We start from the raw sequence: 23,710 nt of genomic DNA on the forward strand, positions 1-23,710 counted from the left end.
GCTCTCGGACCAGTGTGCATTCCCTGTGCGGGAGAGGCCCTGCCGACCAGTGAGAACGCCCTCCGAGGCCCTGCTGACCAGGGGCCCCGACCCCGCGGTGACCGTGTGCGGTCAGCCGGCCGCCCCGGGGGCCAGCATGCGGGCGGGATTGCCGTGGGTCAGGCGGGTGATCAACGCCCGGTCCAGCCCCCGGCCGGCCAGCATCTCGCCGAAGACGGTGGGCACGAAGGTGAACCCGTTGCCACCGTGCTGGGTCCACATCTGCTTCAGGAACAGATCGTGGCTGAGCAGGAGCTGCCCCGCATGCCCGCGCCGGACGAGCCGGGCGACCGCCTCGGCCGTCTGCGGAGCCGACGGGGCGGCCCCCTCCCCGGGGAAGGCGACCTCCATGCCGATCATGTCGAACTCCAGCCACACCCCGCGTGCCGCCACCGACTCCTGGTAGGCGGCGTCGTGTCCGGAGGGATCCATGTGGGCCAGCACGACCCGGCCTGGCGCCACCCCGACCTCGTCCAGCACCAGGTCGAGCACCTCGTGCGCCCGGCGCTGCCAGCCCGGCAGGTGCAGCATCAGCGGAATGTGCGGCCGGTCCAGCTGCGCCAGCGCGGCCGCCCGCACCGAGGCGCGCTCCGCCTCGGTGAACGCGGGGGAGACCCCGATCTCCCCGATGATGCCGGGCCGTACCGCGTGCGGGCCGACGCCGTGGTCCAGCTCCGCGACGATCCGCGCCGCCTGCTCCTCGGCCGCGTCGGCGATCCGCCCGCCCTCGAACCGCTCCAGATACGCGCCGCACCCCATCACGACATGGACGCCGCCGCGCTCCGCCGCCCGCCGCAACAGCTCCGGGTTCCGCCCGATCGCCGCGCTGCAGGTGACATCGACCAGGGTCCCGCCGCCGCAGTCGCGGAACGCGTCGATCTCCCGCACCACGTCGGCCAGGGGTTTGGGGGCGACGTTGTCGCGGTTGCAGTACGGGTCGTGCCGCAGCGCCCAGGCCACCGAGGCGCTCACCGGCCGCTCGGGCAGTTTCTCTGTGAAGCCGTAGGAGGGCGGGTTCCGCACTCCGGACAGGTCGTTGAACAGGTGCTCGTGCGGCAGGACGAGTCCGAGCCGGTCGGCGGAGACGGGCCCCGAAACGGTGTGGACGGTCGGCGGGGCCTGCGGGGCTGTACTCGCCGGGGTGGTCATGACTGCTCCGCGACGTTCGTGCCGCGCGGGGCGCGGGAGGGGATCATCGCGATCCCCGCGGCGACGAGCGCCAGCACCGTACCGCCGATGGTCGCCAGGTGGATCTCTTCCCCCAGGGACGGGCTGATGGCACCGAGGATCAGGGAGCCCAGCAGCTGGCCCGCCACCGAGGAGAGCCCGAGGAGGAGCAGCCCGAGGCCGCGCACGAGCAGCGCCATGAAGGCGATCGACAGCAGCCCGAGGGCGCCGCCGGTGTACATCCACCAGGTGTCCGGCAGCGCGAAGTGCCCGGACCCTGTGCCCAGCCGGATCAGGTAGCCGACCAGCAGCACCGTGAAGCCGACGAGGAAGTTGAAGCCGATCGAGACCAGCACGGAGCCGCTGGAGCGGGCGACGGCCGCGTTGCCCGCGGGCTGCCAGCCGGCCAGCAGCCCCGCGGCGAACGGCAGCACGGCCATCACGACCGCGCCGGGCACGTGCAGGGCGGGGGAGATGGCGAGGGTGGTGGCGCCGACGGCGAGTACGGCGCCCAGCAGCCGGGGCGCCGAGACGGGCTGCTTGACCTCGGAGGTGACCCCGAAACGGTCGCAGATCACGCCGGAGATGACCATGCCGCAGATCAGGGCGATCTGGAAGACGGCGACCCCGAGAGCGCCGACGGCGATCCCCTCGGACAGGACCACGGCGCCGCCGCACAGACCCGCCAGGTAGTTCCACCAGCCGACCTCGCCGCCGCGGATCAGCCGGGGCAGGGCCAGGGCCTGGCGGCGGGTGGTGGGCCGGGCGAAGACGAGGACGGCCATCAGGATCAGACCGCTGCCGAAGGAGATGACGGCGGCGCCGTTGCCGTCGTCGATCTCCTTGCCGAGGGCACCGTTGACGGTGGACTGGAGCGGGCTGAGGGTGCCGGCCAGCACGGTCGCGATCACGAGGAGGGCGGTGGTCGCGCCGCGGGGCGTGCGCTGCCGGGGTTCGGGGGCCACGGCGGGGGCCGGGGCCGGGGGAGTCAGGTGGGTCATCGTGTCGCCGCCCTTTCGCGCTGCGTTCTGGAAGGGGACCCGGGGATGTGTGAGGGGGCCGGCGGCGCCCTGCCGGAGGGTGGTGACCGCGACCACGGCGCTCGCCCAGGGGGCCGCGTCGAGCGGGGCGGCGCTGTCGGGCGGCGCGTCCGCCGTCGCGGTGCCGAGCTGTACCCGCCCGTGGCGGTGGCCCCGGCCGGGCCGGTACGGGCTGCGCCGTGGACGGCCCGCTCGGCGCCGCGCGGCAGTACCGCGCTGCCGTCGGCTTCCAGGGCGACGAGGTCCCCTTCCGGGGACAGCGTACGGGTCCGCCGCGAGGTGCCCGCCGGCACCGCGACCGCCTCTCCGCCGCGAGGTGTGCGCGCCTTCCAGCGGCGGGGCCGTCTCCGGGCCGCCGGATGTGCTCGCCTCTCCGTTACGGAGCGTGCTCGTTCCTCCGGTACGGGGTGGCCGCGCGGCCCCCTCGGGGGTGCCCGCCACCGTGCCCACCGGGGGTGCCACGGGGGGTCACTCCGTGCTTCCGGCGAGCCAGCTCACGGCCTGGTGGAACAGCCGCCGGTAGCCCGCCCACTCGATGAACTCGGTGGGGGCCCAGTGCGGGGAGATGTCGGAGGCGAAGGCGAGTGTGCGCCCCGCGCCTTCGTCCCGTACGGCCAGCAGCGGGCGGGACTCGACGGTGGCCAGCACCCGCGCGTCCGGCTTGGCGGTCAGCTTCTGGTAGCCGAGCAGGAGGGGCCAGGTGGCGTCGAGCCCGGCGGTGACGGGGTGGTCCTCGCCGGACAGTTCGCCGGTGACTCCTTCAGGGCACTCCACGCGGTCGTCGTAGGGGAGGATCGAGACGGGCAGCACGGCCTCGGCGGGGGTGTCGTGGTAGTTGGCCTTGGCCTGGAAGCCCTGGAAGCTCAGGTAGCCGCCGGCCATCGCCAGCCCGCCGCCCCGGCGCACCCACTCCGCGAGCAGCTTGAGGCGGTTGGGGAAGGGCCGGCCCTGCGCGAAGACCTGCGGAGGCAGCAGCAGGGAGTTGGCGCCGATGTCGGAGAGGATCACGACGTCGTAGGCACCGAGCTTCTCCAGCGTCTCGGGGAAGTCGGTCGCCACCGCGTGCGAGGGCAGGTGTGTGACCTGGTGCCCCTCGGCCTCCAGCGCCTCGATGAGCGGGGTGGCGCCGATTTCGAGCTGGGCGTGGGGGAAGGCGTCGTAGCCCTTGAAGTCGGTCGAGGCGTTGATCCAGGACTCGCCTGCGAGCAGGACGCGGGCCATGCTTGTCTCCTAGGTGTTGCGCAAAATTTGTGCCGTCTTGCTTGTTGTTGCGCAACGTTAGGACTGCCGTTGTGCACAGTCAATGGGTGTCAGAGGAAAGACAGTCGGTACACTCTGGAGCCACATGCGCACACCGGCGAAGAGGAGAAGAGTGTGACCCTGGCTCGTGTTGCGCAACACGCACACGTCTCGGCGTCCACGGTGTCCCGGTATCTGCGCGGGCAGCTGAAGGTGAACCCCGAGACCGCCGGACGCATCGACGCCGCGGTCCGCGACCTGGGATACGAGGCGCCGCCCGCCGCGGCCCCGGAGCCCGCACAGGCCCCCGCCCCCGCCGCGAGCCCCGTCATCGCGCTGATCGTGCCCGATCTCGTCAACCCGTTCTTCGCCGAGCTGGCCGAGGAGATCGCCGCCACGGCCGCCGCCGGCGGGATCTCGCTCGTCGTCGGGGTCACCGGCAGGCAGTCCCGCCGCGAGGCCGGCCTGAGCGAACTCGTCGCACGCACCGACGCGGTGGACGGCATGATCTACGTCGGCATCCACCGCCGTAACCCCCGGCTCGTCAAGGCCATCAGCGGCGGGCTGCCCGTCGTCGTCCTGGACGAGGAGATCGCCGACACCTCGCAGGCCGACGCCATCTCCGTGGACAACTACGGCGGCGCCTACCAGGCCACCGCCTACCTCGCCCAGCTCGGACACCGCCGCATCGCGCACGTCGCGGGCCCGCCGGAGCTGTCCACCAGCCGCGACCGGCTGCGCGGCTTCCGCGACGCGATGGCGCACGCGGACCTGCCCGTGGACGACTCCCTCGTCCTGCACGGCCCCTACACCGAGCAGTTCGGCGCCAGCACCTTCCCCTACCTGACCGGAGCCGCCGAACCGCCCACCGCCGTCTTCGCGGGCAGCGACATCGTCGCCGTCGGCATGCTCTCGGCCGCCGAACTGCACGGGCTGCGCATCCCCGAGGACCTGTCCGTCGTCGGCTGCGACGGCATCCGCGTCGGCGAGTGGCTGCGGCCCAAGCTCACCACCCTCCAGCAGCCCGTCGCCGACCTCGCCCGCTCCGCCCTCGACCTCGTCCAGGCCAGGGTCGAGAACCGGTCGGGGGAGCGCGTCACCCGCGTCTTCCCGCTGCACCTGGTCATCCGCGGCTCGGCCACGGCGCCCGGCGCCTGACGGCCGCCCCCCCCGCCGCGGCACCCGTCCCCCCCCGGTACCGACAAGGGAGCCCCGCATGCCCGACACCCGGCCGCCCCACCCGTCCCAGCCCATAGCCGCACCCACCGCCGAGCCGCCCCGCGAGCCGCTCGCGCTCGCCCGGCGCCTGATCACCCTGGACACCCGGGGCGGCAACGAGAAGCCCGCCGCGACCCTGCTCGCCACGCTGCTGGACGACGCGGGCTTCGCCGTGCGCCTCGACGAACCGGAGCCCGGCCGGGCCAACCTCGTCGCCCGGTACGGAACGGGCACCCCGCTCACCCTGACCGGACACCTGGACACGGTGCCCGCCGACCCCGCCGGCTGGTCCTTCGACCCGCTCAGCGGCCACGTGCACGGCGACCGGCTGCGGGGCCGGGGCAGCAGCGACATGAAGGCCGGGGTCGCCGCCCTCGTCTGCGCCGCCCTCGACCACGTGGCCGGGGCCGGAACAGCGAAGGAGGCCGGGAGCGCCGGGGTACGCGGCGCCGCGCTCCAGCTCGTCTTCACCTTCGGTGAGGAGACCGGCTGCGACGGGGCGCGGCACCTGACGGACCTGGCGCCCAGTCCCGCGTTGCTGGTGGCCGAACCCACCGGCAACCGGCTCGTCCTCGGGCACAAGGGCGCCTTGTGGCTGCGGCTCACCGCGCACGGGCGCAGCGCCCACGGCTCCCGGCCTGAGCTTGGCGAGAACGCGCTGGTGGCGCTCGCCGCCACCGCGACCCGTCTGCACACGCACGACGCCTGGCCCGTCAGCCCCACGCACGGCCCGGTCACCGTCAACCCCGGCGCTTTCCGTGCCGGAGTGCAGCCCAACCTCGTGCCCGACCACGCGGAACTCGACCTCGACATCCGCACCGTCCCCGGCTTCGGCACCGAGGACGCGCTCGCGAAGGTCGGCGCACTCGCCGCACCCGGCACCCGCATCGAGCGTCTCCTCGACCTGCCCAGCATCGCCACCGACCCGTCCGCCCCACTCGTCGCACGGCTCGCCGCCGCGCTGCACGGCACGGCAGCAGGTGCGTCCGGCGCCGACGGGCACGGCGGTCACGACGGGCGGGTGCCGGCGGCGGACTACGCCACCTACTTCACCGACGCGTCCGTGCTCGCCGGAAAGCTCGGCTCACCTGCGGTACTCCTGCACGGTCCCGGCGACCCCGAACAGGCCCACACCACCGACGAGACCTGCTCGGTGGACAAGCTCCTCGCGGCGACCGACGCCTACCGCCGGCTGCTCACCGCGTGGCGCCAGGAGCCCGCCGCCTGATCGTCGCCTGCGCGAGGGGCGCCCAGGACGTGACGCGGCGGCGGCCCGGGACGCCGGTGTCTGGTGCAATGGGCGTGGGGCACCGTCAACACGTGCGCAACCTGCGGGAAACTGTGCGGCGGGACGCTAGGAGGTGTCACCGACGCAACCTCGGCCATACGGACCGGGGAGGCTGACCGGACCAGCGAGGATGGGTGATTGCCGATGGACAAGCAGCAGGAGTTCGTGCTCCGCACGCTGGAGGAGCGGGACATCCGGTTCGTCCGGCTCTGGTTCACCGACGTCCTCGGCTTCCTGAAATCGGTGGCGGTCGCGCCCGCCGAGCTGGAGCAGGCGTTCGACGAGGGGATGGGCTTCGACGGCTCCGCCATCGAGGGCTTCGCACGCGTCTACGAATCCGACATGATCGCCAAGCCCGATCCGGGCACCTTCCAGATACTGCCGTGGCGCGCCGAGGCCCCCGGGACCGCCCGGATGTTCTGCGACATCCTGATGCCCGACGGCTCACCCTCCTACGCCGACCCCCGCTACGTCCTCAAGCGCGCCCTCGCCAAGGCCTCCGACCTCGGCTTCACCTTCTACACCCACCCCGAGATCGAGTTCTACCTGCTCAAGGAGAAGCCCGTCGACGGCACCCGGCCCGTCCCCGCCGACTCCTCCGGATACTTCGACCACACCCCGCAGAACGTCGGCATGGACTTCCGCCGCCAGGCCATCACCATGCTGGAGTCCATGGGCATCTCCGTCGAGTTCTCCCACCACGAGGGGGCACCGGGCCAGCAGGAGATCGACCTGCGCTACGCCGACGCGCTCTCGACCGCCGACAACATCATGACCTTCCGCCTCGTCATGAAGCAGGTCGCGCTGGAACAGGGCGTCCAGGCCACCTTCATGCCCAAGCCGTTCTCCGAATACCCCGGCTCCGGCATGCACACCCACCTCTCCCTCTTCGAAGGCGACCGCAACGCCTTCTACGAGTCCGGCGCCGAATACCAGCTCTCCAAGGTCGGCCGCTCCTTCATCGCCGGCCTCCTCAAGCACGCCGGCGAGATCTCCGCCGTCACCAACCAGTGGGTCAACTCCTACAAGCGCATCTGGGGCGGGGCGAACCGGACGGCGGGCGAGGGCGGGGAGTCCCCCTCCTACATCTGCTGGGGCCACAACAACCGCTCCGCGCTGGTGCGCGTGCCCATGTACAAGCCCGGCAAGACGGGCTCCACCCGCGTCGAGATGCGGTCGCTGGACTCCGGAGCCAACCCCTACCTCGCCTACGCGGTGCTGCTCGCCGCCGGGCTCAAGGGCATCGAGGAGGACTACGAGCTGCCCGCCGGGGCCGACGACGACGTGTGGGCGCTGTCCGACGCGGAGCGGCGCGCCATGGGGATCGAGCCGCTGCCCCAGAATCTGGGCGAGGCCATCAGTGCCATGGAGCGGAGTGAGCTGGTCGCTCAGACATTGGGGGAGCACGTGTTTGATTTCTTTTTGCGGAACAAGAAGCAGGAGTGGGAGGAGTACCGGTCTGAGGTCACCGCGTTCGAGCTGCGCAAGTCGCTCCCGGTTCTGTGAACCCAGCCGCCGGCCGGTCTCTCACTCAAGAGAGCGCGATGAGGTCCAGACCGGGGGCTCCTAGGGGGGGGCGGAGCCCCCGTAGCGGGGGGCAGTTGGGGGGCAGCGCCGCCCCAACGCCTGGCCGGCGAGGCCCCGGGGGCCTGGGGGCGGAGCCTCCCAGACAGAGAACAACCCCTCGGGGGTGGGCGGGCCCCCATGGCAAAGGACAGGCCATGGGGGCCCGCCCAAGGGAAGGGGCAGCCCCCAGGGCGAGAGCCACGAAGGAGTGAGCGTGACACAAGGAGGGCGGCGTCCCACTCCGTACGGGCGCCTGCTGCGGCACGGCTTCACGGACCCCGCCGCTGCCACGAGGCTGCTGGAGGGTCCGTCGCTGGCGTCCGTGCGGGACGACGCTCTTTTTCTGGACGCTCTGGGCGCCACGGCCGATCCGGATCTGGCGCTGCTGGGGCTGCTCCGGCTCGTCGAGGCGCTGGAGGCGGCCGAGGAGGACCCCCAGGTCCTCCTCGGCACGCTGCTGACCGCGAAACCGTTGCGCGACCGGCTCCTCGGTGTGCTCGGGGCCTCGGACGCGCTGGCCGATCACCTGGCGCGCCATCCGCACGACTGGCAGGCGCTGGCGACGTACGAGTCCGCCGACCTGCATCCGGGCATCGAGGAGTTCGAGGCGGCGCTGCGTCAGGCCGGAGACCGCGACACGCTGCGTGTCGCGTACCGCAGGGCGCTGCTGGGCATCGCGGCCCGTGACGTGTGCGGCACCAACGATCTGGCGCACACCGCCGCGCAACTCGCCGACCTGGCCACGGCCACGTTGCGCAGGGCGCTGGCGCAGGCGCAGGGGGCGGCGCCCGAGGACGCGGCGGCCTGCCGGCTGGCCGTCGTCGGCATGGGCAAGGCGGGCGGCAACGAGCTGAACTACGTCTCGGACGTGGACGTCATCTTCGTGGCGGAGCCGTGCGGTACGGGCGGTGCGGGCGGTGTTCAGGACGAGGCGGAGGCGCTCAGGGCGGCCACGCGGGTCGCGGCGGACATGATGCGGATCTGTTCGGACACGACCGGTGAGGGCACGATCTGGCCGGTGGACGCGAACCTGCGACCCGAGGGCAGGAACGGGCCTCTCGTGCGGACCCTCAGCAGCCATCTGGCCTACTACCAGCGCTGGGCGAAGACGTGGGAGTTCCAGGCGCTGCTCAAGGCCCGGCCGATGGCGGGCGACGCGCAGTTGGGCTACGAGTACGTGGACGCGGTGACGCCGCTGGTGTGGCAGGCGGCCGAGCGGGAGAACTTCGTCACCGACGTGCAGCAGATGCGCCGCCGTGTCGTCGCCAGCATCCCCGCCGCGCAGGTGGAGCGGGAGCTGAAGCTGGGGCCCGGCGGGCTGCGGGACGTGGAGTTCGCCGTACAGCTCTTGCAGTTGGTACACGGCCGCAGCGACACGACGCTGCGCAGCCCCAACACGCTCGACGCGCTCGACGCGCTGGCCGCCGGGGGCTACGTGGGACGGCAGGACGCGGCGGCGCTCGACGCGGCCTACCGCTTTCTGCGCACCATGGAGCACCGCATCCAGCTCTACCAGCTGCGCCGTACCCACCTGATGCCCGACTCCGAGGCGGACCAGCGGCGGCTGGGCCGTTCCCTCGGCTACCGCAGCGAGCCCGTCACCGAGCTGCACAAGGCGTGGCGGCGGCACGCCTCGGCGGTGCGGCGGCTGCACGAGAAGCTGTTCTACCGGCCGCTGCTGGACGCGGTCGCCCAGCTGGAGGCCGGCGAAGAGCGACTGTCGGCGCGGGCGGCCCGCCAGCGCATGGAAGCCCTCGGATACGCGGACCCGGCCTCGGCACTGCGCCACCTGGAGGCGCTGGCCTCGGGCGTCAGCCGCAAGGCCGCCATCCAGCGCACCCTGCTGCCGGTGCTGCTGGGCTGGTTCGCCGACTCCGCCGACCCGGACGCGGGCCTGCTCGGCTTCCGCAAGGTCTCCGACGCGCTCGGCAAGTCGCCGTGGTACCTGCGGCTGCTGCGCGACGAGGGCGCCGCCGCCGAGAACCTGGCGCGCGTACTGTCCGCCGGGCGTTTCGCCCCCGACCTGCTGCTGCGCGCCCCCGAGGCCGTCGCCCTGCTGGGCGGCGAGAACGGGCTGCGGCCCCGCTCACAGGAAGCGCTCTTCTCCGAGACGCTGGCCGCGGTGGGCCGTGCGGAAGGGGCGGAGGCGGCCGTCGCGGCGGCGCGCGGTGTCCGCCGCAGGGAGCTGTTCCGTACGGCCGCGGGCGACCTGATCGGCGCCTACGGCACGGAGGGCGTGGCCCAGCAGGAGCCGGGCGCGGCGTTGGACCGGGTCGGCGACGCCCTCACCGACCTCAACGCGGCCACGCTCGCCGGCGCCCTGCGCGCGGCCGTACGCGCGCAGTGGGGTGACGAACTGCCCGCCCGGTTCGCCGTCATCGGCGTCGGCCGCTTCGGCGGCCACGAGATGGGGTACGGCTCCGACGCCGACGTCCTGTTCGTGCACGAGCCGCGCGAGGGCGTCAGCGAGCACGAGGCGGGCAAGGCGGCCTTCGCGGTCGCCACCGAGATGCGGCGGCTCCTCCAGCTGCCCAGCACCGATCCGCCGCTGGTGATCGACGCCGATCTGCGGCCCGAGGGCAAGTCCGGAGCGCTGGCCAGGTCGCTGAGTTCGTACGCCGCCTACTACGACCGCTGGTCGGTGGTGTGGGAGAGCCAGGCGCTGCTGCGCGCCGAGTTCGTCGCGGGCGACACCGGGCTCGGGCAGCGGTTCGTGGAGCTGATCGACCCGCTCCGCTATCCCGCGGGCGGGCTCGGTGACGACTCCGTACGGGAGATCCGCCGCCTCAAGGCCCGCATGGAGAGCGAGCGGCTGCCGCGCGGCGCCGACCCGACGACCCACGCCAAGCTGGGGCGCGGCGGGCTCACCGACGTCGAGTGGACGGTGCAGCTGACGCAGTTGCGGCACGGGGCCGAGCTGCCCGGGCTGCGGACCCCCCGGACGCGGGAGGCGCTGGCCGCAGCCCGGGGAGCCGGGCTGATCGGGGCGGACGACGCCGAGGTGCTCGACGAGGCGTGGGTGCTGGCCTCCCGGGTGCGCAACGCGGTGATGCTCGTGCGCGGGAGGCCGGGCGACACCTTCCCCTCCGAGTCGCGGGAGCTGGCCGCCGTCGGCCGTTACCTCGGCTACGAGCCCGGCCACGTGGGAGAGATGCTCGACGACTACCGCCGCGTCACGCGCCGCGCCCGCGCGGTGGTCGACCGCCTCTTCTACGACGCGGAGTGACGTCCCCCGGGCCCGCCCCGGACCCCCGGTCCTCAAGCTCCCCCAGCCTTCGTCCGGGAGGTGCCCCCAGACGGGCTGGGATCAGCCCTCCCTCAGCCTTCGTCCGGGAGGTGCCCCCAGGCGCTTGAGGACGAGCGAAGCGTCACCGGGGTTGTGCGGCACTCCCCGCAGAGACGGTGAAAGGGCGGGGCCGGGGCACGCTCACGCGGGGGCGGTGGCCCACTTCGGCAGGCGGTAGGAGACGCGGCCGTACCACGCGTAGGAGAGGGCGAAGCCGAGGGCGAGGCAGAGGAGGCCGCCGACCGCGTCGAGCCAGAAGTGGTTGGCGGTGCTCACGATGACCAGCAGGGTCGTCGCCGGATACAGGGCGCCCAGCACCTTGACCCACACGGGCCGCGCCAGCATGGCGATCGTGATGCCGCACCAGACGGACCACCCTATGTGCATGGAGGGCATGGCGGCGTACTGGTTCGACATCTGCGCCAGGTTCCCCGAGGCCATGGAGCCCCAGGTCTCGTGGACGTTCACCGTGTCGATGAAGTGCCCGCCGCCCATCAGCCGCGGCGGCGCCAGCGGGAAGAGGTAGTAGCCGAGCAGCGCGGACCCCGTCGTGGCGAAGAGGACCAGCCGGGTGGCCGCGTACCGCCCGGGGTGGGCGCGGTAGAGCCACACCAGCACGCCGATGGTCACGACGAAGTGCAACGTGGCGTAGTAGTAGTTCATCGAGACGATCAGCCACGTCACCCCGCCTATGGCGTGGTTGACGGAGGCCTCGACGGCGATCCCGAGGGTGTGCTCCGTGCGCCAGATCCAGTCGGCGTTCCGCAGCGCTTCGGCACGCTGCTCCGGGACGGCGTTGCGGATCAGGGAGTACGTCCAGTAGCTGATCGCGATGAGAGCGATCTCGAACCACAGGCGAGGGTGCCGGGGGGAGCGCCACCTGGCCAGGGCGCTTCTGCGGGGGCGGGCGTCCTCGCTCGTCCCCGAGCGCGCAGGGGTGTGCTGCGCCGCGGCTTCGTCTGTCTCGTGCCGGGTGTCTTCTTCGGTCCTCGTGGTCGGTACCCCCATAGAGCGACAGTCTGCCAGACGGGGTGAACCGGCCGATCATCCTGCGGTCGGGTCTTGGACCACGCGCCTCCACCCCGCGGGGGAGGCGCGCGTGGAAGGCTTCTCAGGGATGCCTGCGGGACGCGGTGGATCCGCGTACCACCAGCTCAGGCAGGAAGACGAACTCGGTGTGCGGCGCGGGGGTGCCGCCGATCTCCTCCAGCAGGGTGCGGACGGCGGCCTGCCCCATCGCGGTCACCGGCTGCCGGATCGTCGTCAGGGGCGGGTCGGTGAAGGCGATGAGGGGGGAGTCGTCGAACCCGATGACGGAGACGTCGTCGGGAACGGTGAGCCCGCGCTGCCGGGCGGCGCGGATGGCGCCGAGCGCCATCATGTCGCTGGCGCACACGACGGCGGTGCACCCGCGCGCCAGCAGCTCGCCCGTGGCGGCCTGGCCGCCCTCCAGCGTGTAGAGGGAGTGCTGGATCAGTGGCGCGCAGTCCGTCGCGAAGCGCTCGCGCAGGGTCCGGGTGAAGCCCTCGATCTTCCGCTGGACGGGGACGAAGCGCTCGGGTCCGAGCGCGAGGCCGATGCGCTCGTGGCCGAGGGAGGCCAGGTGGGTGACGGCCAGCCGCATGGCGGCCCGGTCGTCGGGGGAGACGAAGGGCGCGCGCACGCCCGCGGAGTAGCCGTTGACCAGGACGAAGGGGACGCCCTGGCCGTGCAGCCGTTCGTATCGTCCGGTGTCGGCCGTGGTGTCGGCGTGCAGGCCCGAGACGAAGATGATCCCGGCCACGCCCCGGTCGACCAGCATCTCCGTCAGCTCGTCCTCGGTGGAGCCGCCGGGTGTCTGGGTGGCGAGCACGGGCGTGTAGCCCTGCCTGGTGAGGCCCTGCGCGATCACTTGCGCGAAGGCCGGGAATATCGGGTTCTCCAGCTCGGGCGTGATCAGTCCCACCAGGCCCTCGCTGCGGCGGCGCAGCTTGACGGGGCGCTCGTAGCCCAGGACGTCGAGCGCGGCCAGGACGGATTCGCGGGTGGCCGCGGCGACGCCCGGCTTGCCGTTGAGGACCCGGCTGACCGTGGCTTCGCTGACCCCCGCCTGCGCTGCGATGTCAGCTAGCCGTGCGGTCACAGGACTGGACCTTACCGGCAGTGCCTCACGCTGCCCACCACGTGCAGGAATTCGCCGGGATCCGCAGCCGCCCGGCGCCCGCCCCGGCCTCCATGGACTCCCGCGACTCCCCGGGCGCCGAGCACAGCAGCAGCTCGCCGGGCGCGGCCGCCTCCACCGCCTCGTCGCGGGTGCTCAGGACGCACACCAGTCCGGGACGGGAGAGGGCGAGCACACCTTCCGGTGCGGTCAGCCACTCCATCGCGCTGTCGCCGAGCCCGGGCAGCAGCCGCCGCAGCCGCAGCGCGGTGCGGTACAGCTCCAGGGTGGAGAGCGGGTCGCCGGTCTGCGCCCCGACGGACAGCGACGGCCAGTCCTGCGGTTGGGGCAGCCAGCCGCCGTCCGGGCCGAAGCCCAGCGAGGGGCCTTCGGCCGTCCACGGCATCGGGACCCGGCAGCCGTCCCGCATCCCCTCCTGCCCGTCGGTGACGGCGCCCTCGGCGGCGCGGGAGAAGGCGGGGTCCCGGCGTGCCTCGTCGGGCAGGTCCCGCACCTCGGGCAGGCCCAGCTCCTCGCCCTGGTACAGGTAGGCGGATCCGGGCAGCGCGAGCATCAGCAGCGCGGCGGCGCGCGCCCTGGCGAGCGAGCCCAGGCGGGTGCGGTGGCGCACGACGTCGTGGTTGGACAGGACCCACGTCGTGGGGGCGCCGACGGTGGTGGCCGCGGCCATGGACTCCTCGATGACGCGGCGCAACTCCTGCGCGTCCCAGCCGGCCTGCAGGAAGTGGAAGTTGAACGCCTGGTGGCACTCGTCGGGGCGCACGTACCGCGCCAGGCGTTCCGCCGTGGGCGCCCACGCCTCGGCGACGCAGATCCGGTCGGGCCCGTAGGACTCCAGCAGCCTGCGCCAGGCCCGGTGGATGTCGTGGACGCCGTCCTGGTCGAAGAACGGCAGCACCCGGGCGCCGATCATCCGGGCCTGCTCGCCCGCGCCGACGTCGGGCAGTCCCTCGGCCTTGACCATGCCGTGCGCCACGTCGATGCGGAATCCGTCCACCCCCATGTCGAGCCAGAACCGCAGCACGGAGTCGAACTCCTCGTGGACGCGCGGTGCGCGCCAGTCGAGGTCGGGCTGGTGGGCGGAGAACAGATGCAGGTACCACAGCCCCTCCTCGCCCGGCACCGGGCTCCACGCGGGGCCGCCGAACAGGGACTCCCAGTCGTTCGGGGGCTCCTGGCCTGCCGTGCCCCTGCCGCGTACGAAGTGGTAGCAGGCCCGCGCCCCCGCGTCGCCCGCGAGTGCCCGCCTGAACCACGGGTGCGCGTCGGAGGTGTGGTTGGGCACGAGGTCCAACAGGACGCGCAGCCCGAGCGTGTGGGCCTCCGACACCAGTTGCCTGGCGTCGTCCAGGGAGCCGAAGCGCGGGTCGACGGCGCGGTAGTCGGCCACGTCGTAGCCGCCGTCGATCTGCGGCGAGGCGTAGAACGGGGTCAGCCACAGCGCGTCCACGCCGAGCCCGGCCAGGTGCGGCAACCGCTGCCGTACGCCCGGCAGGTCACCGACCCCGTCGCCGTCGCTGTCGGCGAACGAGCGGACGTAGACCTGGTAGATGACGGCGTCGCGCCACCAGCCGCGCGGGCGGGTGTGGGCGTGGTCCGCGTGCGCGGGACCCGCGTCGGCGGCGTGCTGGGAGCCGGTGTGCTGGGAGCCGGTGTGCTGGGAGCGGGTGTGCTGGGAGCGGGTGTGCTGCGGGCCGGTGTGCCGGTTGGTGGCGTGCTGGGGCACGAGTCTTCCCCTTCGGGTGCGACCGGGGCCGGGGCGGGGGCGAAGTGTGGCGAGCCGGTGTCAAGGGTCACAACGCGGACGGGTGCCCGGAGTTACGTGGTCCGCGGGTACGCGCGGCAGGCCCACCGGTGCCTTTGCAGAAATTTGCCGCAAGGTCTTTCAATCGCGTGGCGCCGCTGTTACGTTCCTCCGCAGCCGAGCGCCGCTCACGGTGCGCGCTCTCACCTGGCGGAGGGATCGGACATGCGGCGTGGCATAGGCGCCACCGCGCTGATAGCGGGACTGGCTCTTGCGGCAACGGCTTGCGGCGGCGACGCGGACGGCGGCAACGCCTCCAGCGGCGCGATCGAAGGGACCGTCACCTTCTGGGACACCTCGAACGAGGGCGAGAAGGACACCTACAAGAAGATCGCCGAGGACTTCGAGAAGAAACACCCGAAGGTGGACGTCACGTACGTGCACGTCAACTTCGGTGACGCCAACCAGAAGTTCAAGAACGCCGCAGGCGGCAACTCCGGCGCCCCCGACGTGATGCGCACCGAGGTCGCCTGGGTCGCCGACTTCGCCAACCTCGGCTACCTCGCCCCCCTCGACGGCACTCCGGCCCTGCACGACGAGGACGACTACCTGGGGACCGCGGCGGGCTCCACGAAGTTCGAGGGCAAGACGTACGCCGTCCCGCAGGTCACCGACACCCTCGGGCTCTTCTACAACAAGCGGCTGCTGAAAGAGGCGGGCGTGAAGGTGCCCACCTCCTTCGCGCAGCTGAAGAAGAACGCCGGGAAGATCAAGGAAGAGACCGGCGCCACCGCGCTCTACCTGCGCGGCGACGACCCCTACTGGTTCCTGCCCTACCTCTACGGCGAGGGCGGCGACCTCCTCGACCCCCGGCACAAGAAGGTCACCGTCGACGACGAACCCGGTGTGCGCGCCTTCGCCACCATGAAGGACCTCGTCGACTCCGGTGCGGCGGTCACCGACACCAGCGACGGCCAGGAGAACGGCATGAAGGCCTTCCAGGACGGCAAGGTCGCCATGATCATCGACGGCCCCTGGGACCTCGCCCTCGCCCGCCAGGGCAAGGAGTTCAAGGGCGCTGAGAAGGACAACCTCGGGGTGGCGGCCGTCCCGGCCGGCAGCAAGGCGCAGGGCTCGCCGCAGGGCGGCTGGAACCTGTCCGTCTACGCCGGCACCGAGAACATGCGGGCCTCGCAGGAGTTCGTCAAGTACATGAGCAGCGCCGAGGTGCAGGCCCGCACCACGAAGGAGCTGTCACTCCTGCCCACGCGCAAGTCCATGTACGCCAAGCCCGCGGTGCGCAGCAACGAGATGGTCGAGTTCTTCCGGCCCGCGGTCGACAAGGCGGTGCAGCGGCCGTGGATCGCCGAGGGCAACGCGCTGTTCGAGCCCATCAGGGTCGGCGTCGACGGGGTCCTCGCCGGTGGCAGGTCGCCCCAGAAGGCCGCGCGGGACGTCGGGGACGAGTTCCGCAAGCTCCTGGAGGACTACAAGTAAGGGGCCACTCCCGGGGGCCGGAAACGGGCCGCCCCGCGGAGAAGGGAAGCGAAGGAACATGAAGCGGATCATCGCCCTGTCGGCGAGACACTGGTACGCGTGGGCCATGGTGGCCCCGGTGATCCTGGTCATCGGGCTGATCATCGGCTACCCCCTCACCCGCGGTGTCTACCTCTCCCTCACCGACGCCGACGAGGCCAACGTCGAACGCCACATCGGCGTGAACGACATCCCGGCCACCTACGACTTCATCGGCCTGGAGAACTACCGCACGATCCTGTCCGACAGCGTCTTTTGGGACCGGCTCGGCTGGACGGCGGTGTGGACGGCGGCGTGCGTCGGCGTCACCTTCGCGCTGGGGCTGACGCTCGCGAACATGCTGAACCGGCGCGTGAAGGGCCGCACCTTCTACCGGGTGGCGATGATCGTGCCGTGGGGCATTCCCGCGTTCGTCTCCGTCTTCGCCTGGAAGATGCTGTTCAACGAGAAGAACGGGCTGCTGAACAAGGTGCTGGAGGGCGGCGGGATCGACGCGGTCCCGTGGCTCGGTGACCCGACCTGGGCGAAGCTGTCGGTGGTCGCGGTCAACGTGTGGCTGGGCGTGCCGTTCATGATCGTGGCGATGCTGGGGGCGCTCCAGGCGATACCCGGCGAGCTGTACGAGGCGGCCGAGATGGACGGCGCCGGGCCCTGGCAGCGGTTCCGCAACATCACGCTGCCGGGGGTGCGCGCGGTCAGCAGCACGGTGGTCCTGCTCAGCACCATCTGGACGTTCAACATGTTCCCGGTGATCTACCTGCTCACCAAGGGCGGCCCCGGGGACTCGACGGAGATCCTGGTGACCTACGCCTTCCGGCTGTCCTTCGTGAACAGCCCCCGCGACTTCGCCACCTCGGCCGCCTGGGGCGTGCTCATCCTGCTGCTGCTCTCGCTGTTCACGGTCGTCTATCGGCGGGCACTGCGCCGCCAAGGGGAGGCGTGGTGACGATGACGACGTCACGAACCGCCACGGCACGCACCGCCACGGCACGCACCGAGAAGCCGGAGGGCGGCAGCCCGCGCGACGCGAGCCCGCGCACGGCCGGCCCGCGCGGTGGCGGGCCGCGTCGCCGGACGAGGACACCGGCGGCCTCCATAGGTCTGCATGCCGGGCTGCTGATCGGCACGGTCTGCGCGCTGTTTCCCCCGCTGTGGCTGCTGGTCACCTCGTTCAAGCCGAAGAGCGAGTCGTTCACCACCGCCCTGGTCAAGGACTTCACCCTCGGCAACTACCGGCACGTCGTCGCCGACACCCACTTCCTGTCCTGGTTCGGCAACTCACTGATCGTGGTCGCCGGCACCACCGTCATCGGCGTGTTCATCGCGGCGACCACCGGCTACGCCCTCAGCCGGTTCCGCTTCCCCGGCATGCGCCCGCTGATGTGGATCCTGCTCATCACGCAGATGTTCCCGATGGCGGTCCTCATCGTGCCGCTGTACAACACCCTGGCCAACCTGGGCCTGCTCAACCAGCCCGCCGGCCTGATCATCACGTATCTCACGGTGGCCGTGCCCTTCTGCGCGTGGATGATGAAGGGGTTCTTCGACACGATCCCCGTCGACATCGACGAGTCCGGGCGGGTGGACGGGCTCAACCCCTTCGGCACCTTCTGGCGGCTGATCCTGCCGCTGGCCAAGCCGGGCATCGCCGTCACCGGCTTCTACTCCTTCGTCACGGCCTGGGCCGAGGTCGCCTACGCGACGGCGTTCATGACGGGCGAGGAGAACCAGACGCTGGCGGGCGGTCTGCAGAACTTCGTCAACCGCTACGGCACGGACTGGGGCTCCATGACGGCGGCAGCCGTGATCGTCGCCGTCCCGGCCGGCCTCGTCTTCGGCTTCGCACAGCGCCACCTGGTCTCCGGACTGACCGCAGGAGCGACGAAGGCCTAGTCCGCGCCGGCCCGGCGCCACCCCGCTCTCCCGACCCGGCCGGCCGCCGGCGCCCTCCCGGCACCCGCCCGGTCCCCTCCTTCTCCCCGCGGTGGCGGGGCAACGATTGGGACGTGATGGACCAGCACAGCAACGCGCCCGCGCTCCAGACGGCAGCACGGGCCGAAAGGGCGCCCGCCGCCTCCCGGTGGTGGCGGGACGCGGTGATCTACCAGATCTACCCGCGCTCCTTCGCCGACGGCGACGGCGACGGCATGGGCGACCTGGTGGGCGCCCGCGAGCGCCTGCCCCACCTGGCGAGACTGGGCGTCGACGCCGTGTGGCTGAGCCCCTTCTACGCATCCCCGCAGGCCGACGCGGGCTACGACGTCGCCGACTACCGCTCCATCGACCCGATGTTCGGCACCCTGCGCGACGCCGAGGCCCTCATCGAGGAGGCCCACGCACTCGGGCTGCGCGTCATCATCGACGTCGTCCCCAACCACTCCTCCGACCGGCACGAGTGGTTCAGGCGGGCCCTCGCCGGAGACCCGGCAGCCCGCCGCCGCTACCACTTCGCCCCCGGCAAGGGGCCGGGAGGCCACCAGCCCCCGAACGACTGGGAGTCCGTCTTCGGCGGGCCCGCCTGGAGCCCCGTACCGGGCGAGCCGGGCCAGTGGTACCTGCACCTGTTCGCCCCCGAACAGCCCGACTTCAACTGGGAGAACCCGGCCGTCCACGACGAGTTCCGCTCCGTACTGCGCTTCTGGCTGGACAAGGGCGTCGACGGGTTCCGCATCGACGTGGCGCACGGACTCGTCAAGGCCGCCGGACTGCCCGACATGGGCAGCAGCGGACAACTGCGGCTCCTGGGCACCGCCGAGCTGCCGTTCTTCGACCAGGACGGGGTCCACGAGATCTACCGCTCTTGGCGGACCGTGCTCGACGAGTACCCGGGAGAGCGCGTCGGAGTGGCCGAGGCGTGGACGCCCACCGCCGAGCGCACCGCGCTGTACGTACGCGAGGACGAACTCCACCAGGCGTTCAACTTCCACTACCTGGGCACGGGATGGGACGCCGAGGCGCTGCGCACCGTCATCGACGCCTCCCTCACCTCGCTCGGCGCGGTCGGCGCCCCCGCCACCTGGGTCCTGTCCAACCACGACGTCGTACGCCACCGCACCCGGCTCGGCGGCGGGCACGCGCGCGCCCGTGCCGCCTCGCTGCTGATGCTCGCGCTGCCCGGCTCCGCCTACGTCTACCAAGGCGAGGAACTCGGGCTGCCCGAGGTGAGAGAACTGCCCGACGCGGCACGCCAGGACCCCTCCTTCTTCCGCGCCAACGGACAGGACGGGCTGCGCGACGGGTGCCGCGTGCCGCTGCCCTGGGACGAGGAGGAGAACGCGGCGGCGGGCAGCTCCTACGGGTTCGGCAGCGGCGGAAGCTGGCTGCCCCAGCCGGCCGGCTGGGGCGCGCTGTCGGTCGCCGCCCAGACCGGCGACCCCGACTCCACGCTGGAGCTCTACCGCACCGCGCTGCGGCTGCGCCGCGAGCGGCCCGAACTGGGCGACGGCCACCCCCTGGAGTGGCTGCCCGCGCCCGAGGGGGTGCTGGCGTTCCGGCGCGGCGCGTTCGTGTGCGCGGCCAACACCACCCCCGACCCCGTACGGCTCGACCTGCCGACCGGCGAGCTGCTGCTGGCCAGCGGCGGCCTGGACACCGGCGCGGCACCGGGCGTAACCGTGCTGCCGGGGGACACCACCGCCTGGTGGGCCCGCGGATGAGCACGGCCCTGACCGCGCGCCTCGCCGACATCGCAGCGCAGGCCGAGGTCAGCGAGGCGACGGCCAGCCGCGTGCTCAACGGCAGACCGGGCGTGGCGGCCGCCACCCGGCAGCGGGTGCTGGCCGCGGTCGACCTCCTCGGCTACGAGCGCCCCGCCCGGGTGCGGCAGCGCAGCGCGGGCCTGGTCGGGCTGGTCATCCCCGAGTTGACCAACCCGATCTTCCCCGCGTTCGCCCAGGTCATCGAGCAGTGCCTGTCGGGCTACGGGTACACGCCGGTGCTGGGCACCCGGATGCTGGGCGGCGCGACCGAGGACGAACTGGTCGGCCAGCTCGTCGAGCGCGACGTGTCCGGCATCATCTTCCTCTCCGGACTGCACGCCGACCTGACCGCGGACCCCGCACGCTACACACGACTGGCCGCACGGGGCGTGCCGTTCGTCCTGATCAACGGCTACAACGCCGACGTCAGCGCGCCCTTCGTCTCCCCCGACGACCGCGTGGCCGCCGCCCTGGCCGTCAACCACCTGCGCCAGTTGGGGCACCGGCGCATCGGGCTCGCCGTCGGCCCCGACAGGTTCGTGCCCACCCGCCGCAAAGTGGAGGGGTTCCGGCGGGCGGTGGCCGAGGCCCCCGGGGACATCACCCCGGCGATCCGGCACAGCCTCTTCACGGTCGAGGGCGGACACGCCGCCGCCGGGGCGCTGCTGGAAGAAGGGTGTACGGGATTGGTGTGCGGCAGCGACCTGATGGCACTCGGCGCGGTACGGGCAGCGCGGGAAAGGGGCGCGGCCGTACCGGACGAGGTGTCGGTGGTCGGCTACGACGACTCGGAGCTGAACGCATTCACCGACCCGCCACTGACCACCGTCCGCCAGCCGGTCCGCGCGATGGCCGACGCCGCCGTGGGCGCCCTGCTGGAGCCGATGGGCGGAAGCCCGATGGCCGACACGGAGTTCGTCTTCCAGCCGGAACTCGTCGTCCGCGGCTCCACGGCGCAGGCGCCGCCCCCCTGACGGGCGGCTCTCAGGCTCGGTCCCCGTCGTTCCCGACGGCCCCGGCGTTCCCGGCGTTCCCGGACGCGGGGACCAGCCCCGCCTCGTGGGCGAGGATCGCCGCCTGGACGCGGTTGCGCATGCCCAGCCGGGCGAGGACCTGGCTCACATAGGTCTTCACCGTGCCCTCGACCACGTGCAGCCGGGCGGCGATATCGGCGTTCGAGAGGCCCGCACCGACCAGGCCCAGCACCTCGCGCTCCCGCGGCGTCAGCTCCGCCGTACGCGCCCGCGCGTCCGTACGGCGGCTCAGCGCGCCCGTGTCCAGGTGTGCGATGACGCGCTGGGCGACCGTGGGGGAGAGGTAGGCGCCGCCCCCGTGGACGGCGCGGACACCGGCCAGCAACTCCTGCGGATCACCGGACTTGAGGACGAAACCGGCGACGCCGGAGCCGAGCGCCGTGGCGATGTACTCGTCCTCGCTGAACGTGGTCAGCATCATCAGGGCACTGCGCGGACACGTGCGGCGCAACTCGGCGGCGGCGCGGAGCCCGTCGAGACGCGGCATCCGGATGTCGAGCAGGCACACGTCCGGGCGGTGCCGCTGCGCCAGTTCGACGGCCTCGTGGCCGTCACCCGCCTCGGCGACCACCTCCAGATCCCCGGCCGAGGCCAGGATCGCCCGCACCCCGGCCCTGATCATGGCCTCGTCGTCCGCCAGCAGTACCCGGATCATCGTCCCCGTCTCCCCGCTCCCGCCCCGTGCACGAGGCCGTGTAGGCCGTGTAGGCCGTGTAACCCGGTCACGCTAACCCAGCCGTGTCCTGGTGTGCTCCGTGGAGCCGTCCGCGCGCTCACCCGACAGCCGGACCGAGGCGTCACGGCCCCCGACACGGGCGGCCAGCGTGTGCCCCACCGCCGCGACGGGCCCCTCCGCCAGCCCGTGGCCGCGGGCCCGCAGACGCGTCACCCCCGCGTCGGCCGCGGCCAGCACGTACCACTCGCCCCTCCGCGACCTCCACAGCACGCCGGCGAGGACCTCGTGGGAGCGCGGGCCGCACGCCTGGGTGTCCCGGGCCCGCGAGGAGAGGGCCCCGCGGCGTCCCGGAGCCGTCGCGGGCGGCTGGAGCCCGGTCAGCACCCGCGCGCCCGTGCCCCGCCACGTCTCCGCCCTCGTGCACACCCACGCCGCGTCACCCGCGCCGTCCGGCAGCCGCTGCCGGGCGAACTCCCACGTGTTGACCGTCTCGACGCCGCCGTCGAGCACCGCCGGCAGCCGGCAGACCATGTGCGCCAGCCGGCGCCGGGCCGCCGCGCCCGTCGCCGGATCCCGGCGCTTCCCGTCCGTCAGCCGCGCCGGCAGCGGCTCGCCCAGGTCCGTGTAGAGCTCGACGTCCTCCGCCACGCCGCCGCTGCCGGCCAGCGCCAGCCCCGGCCAGCTCTCGCAGTGGCCCGGCTGGGTGACGGGCAACGGCACGCGTGCGGTGACCCCCGCCTCGTCCCTGGACAGCACGCGGCCCTCCCGGTCGGCCGGATCGAGGAGATCCACCCGGGCCGCGTCGGCGACCCACGGCGCCGTCAGATAGCGGACCTCGCCCTCCGTACGGGAGACGGCCAGCGCCCCGGACGCCGCAGCGCCCGCACCCGCGCCCGCCGTCCGCGCCAGCTCCAGCGAGACGCCGCCGCGCGCTGCCCGCGAGCCGTCCCGGCCCCACGGTTCGGTGTACCGCGCCACCCGCAGCCCGTCGTACAGCACGACCACCGCCGTACCGTCCAGCCGGCCCGCGTACAGCAGGTGGGGCGGCCCCGGAGGCGGACCCGTCGCGGTGCCGGGCGTGGCGCTGACCCGCACGTCCGCGCGTGGCCGTGCCCAAGTGACCAGGGCTCGGCGCAGCAACGATTCGTCGCCCGTCAGGGCGCCGCGCGCGGGCCACGTGCCCAGATCCACGCGGGAGGCCAGCCGCCAGGTGTCGGCCCCGACGCGGACCAACGCGCCCGGATCGAGGGCCCGCTGCGCGTCGGTGCCCCGCACGAGGGGAGCCCGCGTCGCCGCGTCGGGCCCCCAGGTGTCCCCCGGCACCCCCAGCAGACCGCAACACGCCAACGCCGCCCCGACCGCGGCCGCCGCCGCCCGCGCCCGCCGCCGCCGCCGAACGACGACAACGGGCTCCGGCGCCCCGACAGCACACAGAGCACACCCGGACCCGGTCCCGCGTGCAGGCCCTGGCCCGGGTGCCTGTACGCGCCCGGGCTCCTGCCCGTCCTCGGACGTCCGTCCGGCCTCGGGCGCCGGGCCGGGGGCCGGCACGAACCCGACTGCGGCCGCGTCGCGTTCGCTCGCAGGCGGCACCGGCGCGGGATCGTCGGGTCTCGTGGTGGTACCGGATCTGTTCGGGGGCGCCAACGCGCCGGAGCCGCTCCGCGTCGCCGTGCCGGCCCCGGCCACGGCCCCCGTTTCGGCGTGTGCCAGTGCCGCCTCCGGGTCGCGTACCCGGGCGGCGTCCAGGAGTTGGCGGATGGCGGGGTCGGTCAGGCCCTCCAGGTGGCGGAGCGCGTGCGCGGCGCGGGCGGGGGCCTCTTCGCGGGGAAGGCCGCGCGGCCACCACGGCCGCTCCAGCACCGCACGCACCACACGCAACCTCAGCCATACATATACCGGGTCCTCGCCCCCCGCCCCGGTCAACGGCAGCTTCGCCGAGGACGTGCACCGCCGCGGCAGCGCGTTCCGCGCCACCTCGTGTGCCGTCACCGCTCGCCGCGGCGCCCCGTCCAGCA

General features: G+C 73.0%; 17 protein-coding genes. 9 read left to right on the forward strand and 8 right to left on the reverse strand.

Features of this window, described 5'->3' with window-relative positions:
• Positions 1 to 111: 111 nt before the first annotated feature.
• The 3 genes from DTL70_RS07245 to DTL70_RS07255 all read right to left on the reverse strand — a co-directional run bounded on the left by DTL70_RS07245 (position 112) and on the right by DTL70_RS07255 (position 3,467).
• A complete protein-coding gene (locus DTL70_RS07245; protein WP_114021023.1) occupies positions 112 to 1,188 on the reverse strand; it encodes a phosphotriesterase family protein in 1,077 nt (358 codons plus the stop codon).
• Positions 1,185 to 2,207, reverse strand: a complete 1,023-nt coding sequence (locus tag DTL70_RS07250) for a DMT family transporter (RefSeq protein ID WP_114021105.1) — start codon at positions 2,205 to 2,207, stop codon at positions 1,185 to 1,187. The genes DTL70_RS07245 and DTL70_RS07250 overlap by 4 nt, the downstream gene beginning before the upstream one ends.
• Positions 2,208 to 2,714: 507 nt before the next feature.
• Positions 2,715 to 3,467 (reverse strand): glutamine amidotransferase, encoded by a 753-nt coding sequence (locus tag DTL70_RS07255; RefSeq protein WP_114021024.1) that lies wholly within the window; start codon positions 3,465 to 3,467, stop codon positions 2,715 to 2,717.
• Positions 3,468 to 3,620: 153 nt separating this feature from the next.
• Here DTL70_RS07255 and DTL70_RS07260 point away from each other — a divergent pair, with 153 nt between their 5' ends.
• The 4 genes from DTL70_RS07260 (at position 3,621) to DTL70_RS07275 (ending at position 10,783) form a co-directional block, all read left to right on the forward strand.
• Positions 3,621 to 4,643 (forward strand): LacI family DNA-binding transcriptional regulator, encoded by a 1,023-nt coding sequence (locus tag DTL70_RS07260; protein WP_114021025.1) that lies wholly within the window; start codon positions 3,621 to 3,623, stop codon positions 4,641 to 4,643.
• Positions 4,644 to 4,701: 58 nt separating this feature from the next.
• Positions 4,702 to 5,931 carry a M20 family metallopeptidase gene (locus tag DTL70_RS07265; protein ID WP_114021026.1) on the forward strand — a complete coding sequence of 410 codons (1,230 nt, stop codon included), beginning with the start codon at positions 4,702 to 4,704 and terminating at the stop codon, positions 5,929 to 5,931.
• A 204-nt stretch (positions 5,932 to 6,135) separates the two neighbouring features.
• Positions 6,136 to 7,497 carry a type I glutamate--ammonia ligase gene (glnA, locus tag DTL70_RS07270; protein WP_114018578.1) on the forward strand — a complete coding sequence of 454 codons (1,362 nt, stop codon included), beginning with the start codon at positions 6,136 to 6,138 and terminating at the stop codon, positions 7,495 to 7,497.
• 274 nt (positions 7,498 to 7,771) lie between these two features.
• A complete protein-coding gene (locus DTL70_RS07275) occupies positions 7,772 to 10,783 on the forward strand; it encodes a bifunctional [glutamine synthetase] adenylyltransferase/[glutamine synthetase]-adenylyl-L-tyrosine phosphorylase (RefSeq protein ID WP_114021027.1) in 3,012 nt (1,003 codons plus the stop codon).
• Positions 10,784 to 10,984: 201 nt separating this feature from the next.
• On the opposite strand, the gene DTL70_RS07280 is transcribed toward DTL70_RS07275, so the two are convergent.
• The 3 genes from DTL70_RS07280 to DTL70_RS07290 form a co-directional block, all read right to left on the reverse strand.
• Complete coding sequence (locus tag DTL70_RS07280; protein WP_114021028.1) at positions 10,985 to 11,851, reverse strand: phosphatase PAP2 family protein; 867 nt, start codon at positions 11,849 to 11,851, stop codon at positions 10,985 to 10,987.
• 103 nt (positions 11,852 to 11,954) lie between these two features.
• Positions 11,955 to 12,965 carry a LacI family DNA-binding transcriptional regulator gene (locus tag DTL70_RS07285; RefSeq protein WP_114021029.1) on the reverse strand — a complete coding sequence of 337 codons (1,011 nt, stop codon included), beginning with the start codon at positions 12,963 to 12,965 and terminating at the stop codon, positions 11,955 to 11,957.
• Positions 12,966 to 12,990: 25 nt separating this feature from the next.
• Positions 12,991 to 14,730: a glycoside hydrolase family 13 protein gene (locus tag DTL70_RS07290; RefSeq protein WP_114021030.1), complete on the reverse strand. Its 1,740-nt coding sequence runs from the start codon at positions 14,728 to 14,730 to the stop codon at positions 12,991 to 12,993.
• 243 nt (positions 14,731 to 14,973) lie between these two features.
• Here DTL70_RS07290 and DTL70_RS07295 point away from each other — a divergent pair, with 243 nt between their 5' ends.
• From DTL70_RS07295 to DTL70_RS07315, 5 genes are all read left to right on the forward strand, one after another.
• A complete protein-coding gene (locus DTL70_RS07295) occupies positions 14,974 to 16,245 on the forward strand; it encodes an extracellular solute-binding protein (RefSeq protein WP_114021031.1) in 1,272 nt (423 codons plus the stop codon).
• 58 nt (positions 16,246 to 16,303) lie between these two features.
• Complete coding sequence (locus tag DTL70_RS07300; protein WP_114021032.1) at positions 16,304 to 17,230, forward strand: carbohydrate ABC transporter permease; 927 nt, start codon at positions 16,304 to 16,306, stop codon at positions 17,228 to 17,230.
• Between the two features lie 2 nt (positions 17,231 to 17,232).
• Positions 17,233 to 18,177: a sugar ABC transporter permease gene (locus DTL70_RS07305; protein ID WP_181860822.1), complete on the forward strand. Its 945-nt coding sequence runs from the start codon at positions 17,233 to 17,235 to the stop codon at positions 18,175 to 18,177.
• A 116-nt stretch (positions 18,178 to 18,293) separates the two neighbouring features.
• Positions 18,294 to 19,940, forward strand: coding sequence for a glycoside hydrolase family 13 protein (locus DTL70_RS07310; RefSeq protein ID WP_114021033.1), 1,647 nt, complete (start codon positions 18,294 to 18,296; stop codon positions 19,938 to 19,940).
• On the forward strand, positions 19,937 to 20,956 hold the full coding sequence (locus tag DTL70_RS07315) for a LacI family DNA-binding transcriptional regulator (protein WP_114021107.1): 1,020 nt from the start codon (positions 19,937 to 19,939) through the stop codon (positions 20,954 to 20,956). The genes DTL70_RS07310 and DTL70_RS07315 overlap by 4 nt, the downstream gene beginning before the upstream one ends.
• Positions 20,957 to 20,966: 10 nt before the next feature.
• Here DTL70_RS07315 and DTL70_RS07320 read toward each other — a convergent pair whose 3' ends face one another.
• A complete protein-coding gene (locus DTL70_RS07320; protein ID WP_114021034.1) occupies positions 20,967 to 21,671 on the reverse strand; it encodes a response regulator in 705 nt (234 codons plus the stop codon).
• 72 nt (positions 21,672 to 21,743) lie between these two features.
• A complete protein-coding gene (locus DTL70_RS07325) occupies positions 21,744 to 23,567 on the reverse strand; it encodes a hypothetical protein (protein ID WP_245979079.1) in 1,824 nt (607 codons plus the stop codon).
• Between the last annotated feature and the right edge of the window lie 143 nt (positions 23,568 to 23,710).

It is taken from the genome of Streptomyces diacarni, assembly GCF_003323715.1.
In the GTDB taxonomy this organism is placed as follows: Bacteria; Actinomycetota; Actinomycetes; order Streptomycetales; family Streptomycetaceae; genus Streptomyces; species Streptomyces diacarni.

What these genes read in the sequence shown, in the direction of transcription:
- DTL70_RS07250 (WP_114021105.1), bottom strand. Translation starts at nt 2,207, where the DNA reads ATGACCCACCTGACTCCCCCGGCCCCGGCCCCCGCCGTGGCCCCCGAA.
- DTL70_RS07295 (WP_114021031.1), top strand. Translation starts at nt 14,974, where the DNA reads ATGCGGCGTGGCATAGGCGCCACCGCGCTGATAGCGGGACTGGCTCTT.
- DTL70_RS07300 (WP_114021032.1), top strand. Translation starts at nt 16,304, where the DNA reads ATGAAGCGGATCATCGCCCTGTCGGCGAGACACTGGTACGCGTGGGCC.
- DTL70_RS07265 (WP_114021026.1), top strand. Translation starts at nt 4,702, where the DNA reads ATGCCCGACACCCGGCCGCCCCACCCGTCCCAGCCCATAGCCGCACCC.
- DTL70_RS07245 (WP_114021023.1), bottom strand. Translation starts at nt 1,188, where the DNA reads ATGACCACCCCGGCGAGTACAGCCCCGCAGGCCCCGCCGACCGTCCAC.
- DTL70_RS07320 (WP_114021034.1), bottom strand. Translation starts at nt 21,671, where the DNA reads ATGATCCGGGTACTGCTGGCGGACGACGAGGCCATGATCAGGGCCGGG.
- DTL70_RS07310 (WP_114021033.1), top strand. Translation starts at nt 18,294, where the DNA reads ATGGACCAGCACAGCAACGCGCCCGCGCTCCAGACGGCAGCACGGGCC.
- DTL70_RS07255 (WP_114021024.1), bottom strand. Translation starts at nt 3,467, where the DNA reads ATGGCCCGCGTCCTGCTCGCAGGCGAGTCCTGGATCAACGCCTCGACC.
- glnA (WP_114018578.1), top strand. Translation starts at nt 6,136, where the DNA reads ATGGACAAGCAGCAGGAGTTCGTGCTCCGCACGCTGGAGGAGCGGGAC.
- DTL70_RS07305 (WP_181860822.1), top strand. Translation starts at nt 17,233, where the DNA reads ATGACGACGTCACGAACCGCCACGGCACGCACCGCCACGGCACGCACC.
- DTL70_RS07315 (WP_114021107.1), top strand. Translation starts at nt 19,937, where the DNA reads ATGAGCACGGCCCTGACCGCGCGCCTCGCCGACATCGCAGCGCAGGCC.
- DTL70_RS07280 (WP_114021028.1), bottom strand. Translation starts at nt 11,851, where the DNA reads ATGGGGGTACCGACCACGAGGACCGAAGAAGACACCCGGCACGAGACA.